4 protein-coding genes are annotated in these 3,138 nt (G+C 64.7%); all 4 read right to left on the reverse strand.

Features of this window, described 5'->3' with window-relative positions; genetic code table 11:
* Positions 1-446: MFS transporter (locus CVM52_RS24740; protein ID WP_133119981.1), on the reverse strand; the 446-nt coding region annotated here is incomplete at its 3' end.
* Positions 447-459: 13 nt separating this feature from the next.
* The gene (locus CVM52_RS24745; protein ID WP_100164946.1) at positions 460-987 is read right to left on the reverse strand and encodes a bactofilin family protein; all 528 of its coding nucleotides are present in this window, start codon (positions 985-987) and stop codon (positions 460-462) included.
* A complete protein-coding gene (locus CVM52_RS24750) occupies positions 941-2,299 on the reverse strand; it encodes a M23 family metallopeptidase (protein ID WP_100164947.1) in 1,359 nt (452 codons plus the stop codon). Before CVM52_RS24750 ends, CVM52_RS24745 begins: the two co-directional genes overlap by 47 nt.
* Positions 2,300-2,501: 202 nt before the next feature.
* Positions 2,502-3,138 (reverse strand): ferritin-like domain-containing protein (locus CVM52_RS24755; protein ID WP_100164948.1); only part of this gene is annotated, 637 nt, incomplete at its 5' end.

Raw genomic sequence — 3,138 nt, forward strand, 5'->3', positions numbered from 1 at the left:
TCGGTGCGCGGATAGGCGCGGGCGATTGCGGCCAGCGATCCCGGCACCATCACCGCGGCGCCGATTCCCTGCACCGCGCGCGACAGCACCAGGATGCCCGCCGACGGGGCCACGGCGCAGGCCAGCGAGGCCAACACGAACAGCGCAATGCCGGCCCCGAACACCCGCGCCAGCCCGAAGCGATCCGCCATCGCGCCGCCAACAAGGATCAGCGCTGCCAGCGTCAGCATATAGGCGTTGTGCACCCATTGCGCCTGGGCCAGCGTCGCGTCCAGCGAGGCGCGGATCGCCGGGATGGCGATGGCCACCACGGTGCCGTCGATGAAGCCCATCGCCGAGGCAAGGATGGCGGCGGCCAACAGCAGGCCCCGCTGGGCGGGATTGCAGAACTGCGGAACGAAAACGGGTGCCGGAGGCGTGTCCTCCGGCACCCGTGTGTCAGTCATCGCCGATCATCGATCAGCCGACATCGGCCTTTGCGGCGGGCTGCACGGCCGAGGCCGGGTTGGTGCCGGGCTTGTTGCCCTGGCGGCCGGGATTCAGCGGATCGTCCTGGCGCTGCACCGAGCCTTCGAAATGGGCGCCGCTTTCGATTGCGATGGTCTTGTGAATGATGTCGCCTTCGACCCGGGCGGTCGAGGTCAGGCGGACCTTCAGGCCGCGCACGCGGCCGATGATCCGGCCGTTCACCACCACGTCATCGGCGGTGACTTCGCCCTTGATGGTGGCGCTTTCGCCAACGGTCAGCAGATGCGCGCGGATGTCGCCCTCAACCGTGCCTTCGACCTGGATGTCACCGCTGGTCTTGATGTTGCCGGTGATATGCAGATCGGCCGACAGGGTGGACGCGGGCGGCTTCGGCTTGGGCGCACTGGCCTTGAACTCACCCGGTGACGGCGATGCGCTGGGGGCAGCCGAAGGTGCCGGTGCGGTCGAGTCGTCACCGCTGCGCGACGCGGGCTCGTTGATTTTGCTTTTTGAAAACATTGTTCGCAGCCTTGATGTAGATCATAGGATTTACCGGTGTCCCGTTCACGCGCACTTCGTAGTGCAAATGCGTGCCGGTCACACGACCAGTGTTACCCATATCAGCAATGTGATCCCCGCGCGAGACCCTTTGGCCTACCTTCACGTGAATGCGCGCGCTGTGGGCATAATAGGTCTCGATACCGAAGTCGTGCTGGATTTTTACCAGCCGGCCAAAGCCCGACAACCAACCGGCATGCGAGACCACGCCATCGGCGGTGGCATAGATCGGCGTGCCGTAGGGGCCGGCAAAATCCGAGCCGTTATGCATCCGGCGGCCGCCGTTCTTGGGGTCGCGGCGATAGCCGAAGCCGCTGGTAAAGCGCACCGCGTCATGCACCGGGTTGGCAAAGGGCACCTTTTCCGCCGCGATGCGGTACATGTTCAGCAGGTCCATCTGGGTCAGCAGCCGGTTGGCGCGGATTTCGTCCGCGCTGGGCTCTTCGCCGCGGGTCGAGAAGGTCAGCGGGGTGAGCGGGCCGCCCTGGCCGCTATAGCCGCGGCGGATCTGGTTGATCATGCGCTCCGGCGACAGGCCGGCGCTTTTGAACATCTCGTCCAGCGGTGCGACTGACACGGCGACGGCATCTTCCAGTTGGCGGAAGATCTCGTCGTTCTTTTCTTCCAGCAGCTTTAGTTCCAGTTCCATCTCGTCGCGCTGGCTGAGCGCGCTCTGGGCATCGGCCAGGATGCGGTCACGCTCGGCCGCGGTATCTTCCAGCGCCTCGGCCATGAAGACCAGCGGCGCCGGAGCGGCGGCGGCAACCTGGGTGCCGGCCTCGGCCGTTTCCTGCTTGAGCGCGGCCAGCTCGGCACGGGCGGCTTCACGCTGTTTCATGGTGTCGCGCAGGGTGGCCTGGATCACGCCGATCCCCTTGGAGAGCTCGTTGCGGCGGGTTTCCGAGGCCAGCAATTCGGACTGCATCGCCGACACCTGCGCCAGCGCCGCGTTGAAGCGCTCCTGCGCCGCCAGCGCCTCGGCGGCGCGGCTGTCGCGTTCGCGCGACATGGCGTTCAGACGTTCCTGGAAGAGAATCTGGTCGCGCCGGGCCTGATCGCGGAAGCTGTTCGATCCGATGCTGTCCATCAGCACTATGGCGGTGGCGACGATCGACCATGCGACGAACAGCGTCAGACCCAGATAGACCAATGCCTGCGTTTCGGGTTTGAGCCGGATAAATCTTGTATCTGTTTCAGATTTTAGAAACAAACGACGTTCTGGAAACATGCGCTCCATAAACGCATGTGTGCGTATTGCCAGCCGTGTCCGCACGCTGCTTTCCTTGTCCCATCCCAACGTGGCGCCTGGTCCCCATCCATCCGCGCCTTGCCCGGTGTGCATAACGGGCAGGCCTCCACAGGGCAAGGTTGGCGGCGCGCGTTGCGGCGCGCGCGGGGCGAATGCCTAAAAATTGGCAGAAAATTGCCGACATCCAACGCGTTGACGGTGGATGTTCTGTTAATGATCTCCCCAGCTATGCAGGGGCATCATGGGACAGATCCTCGGCCAGCGGCCAGTAGAAGTCAGGCGGCAGGCCGGCCTCGGCGCGTTTTTCGTCGTTGAATGGCGGCTTTAGCGCGCCGTGGAAATAGCGCCTGACCAGGTCGTGAAACACCTCTTTCGGGTCGCGGTTTTCCCGCCCGCAGAGAAAGTGGAACCACTTCGATCCATAGGCCACATGCGCCACCTCTTCGGTATAGATCGTTTCCAGGGCGGCAACAGCCGAGCTGAGCCCGGCCTTGCGGAACACTTCGATCATGCCCGGCGTCACATCCAGCCCGCGCGCTTCCAGCACCATGGGCACAACCGCAAGCCGGCCCATCAGATCCTCGGCGGTGTCCTCGGCGGCGCGCCACATGCCGGCATGGGCGGGCAGGGCACCATAGAAACTGTCCAGCTCTTCCAGACAATCGCACATCAGGTTGAAGTGGCGGGATTCGTCATCGGCGGCCCGGACCCAATCGTCAAAGAAGCCCATCGGCATGTCGACATGGGCAAAACGGGCGATGATGTCCCAATGCAGGTCGACCGCGTTCAACTCGATATGGGCGACCGCGTGCAGCAGCGCGATGCGGCCCGCCGGGCTGCCGGGCCGGCGCCGCGGCACGTCG

Source organism: Pseudooceanicola lipolyticus, assembly GCF_002786325.1.
GTDB classification, from domain to species: domain Bacteria; phylum Pseudomonadota; class Alphaproteobacteria; order Rhodobacterales; family Rhodobacteraceae; genus Pseudooceanicola_C; species Pseudooceanicola_C lipolyticus.

Bases quoted from the DNA above. Each gene is read 5' to 3' on its own strand.
- CVM52_RS24745 (WP_100164946.1), bottom strand. From the start codon at position 987: ATGTTTTCAAAAAGCAAAATCAACGAGCCCGCGTCGCGCAGCGGTGAC.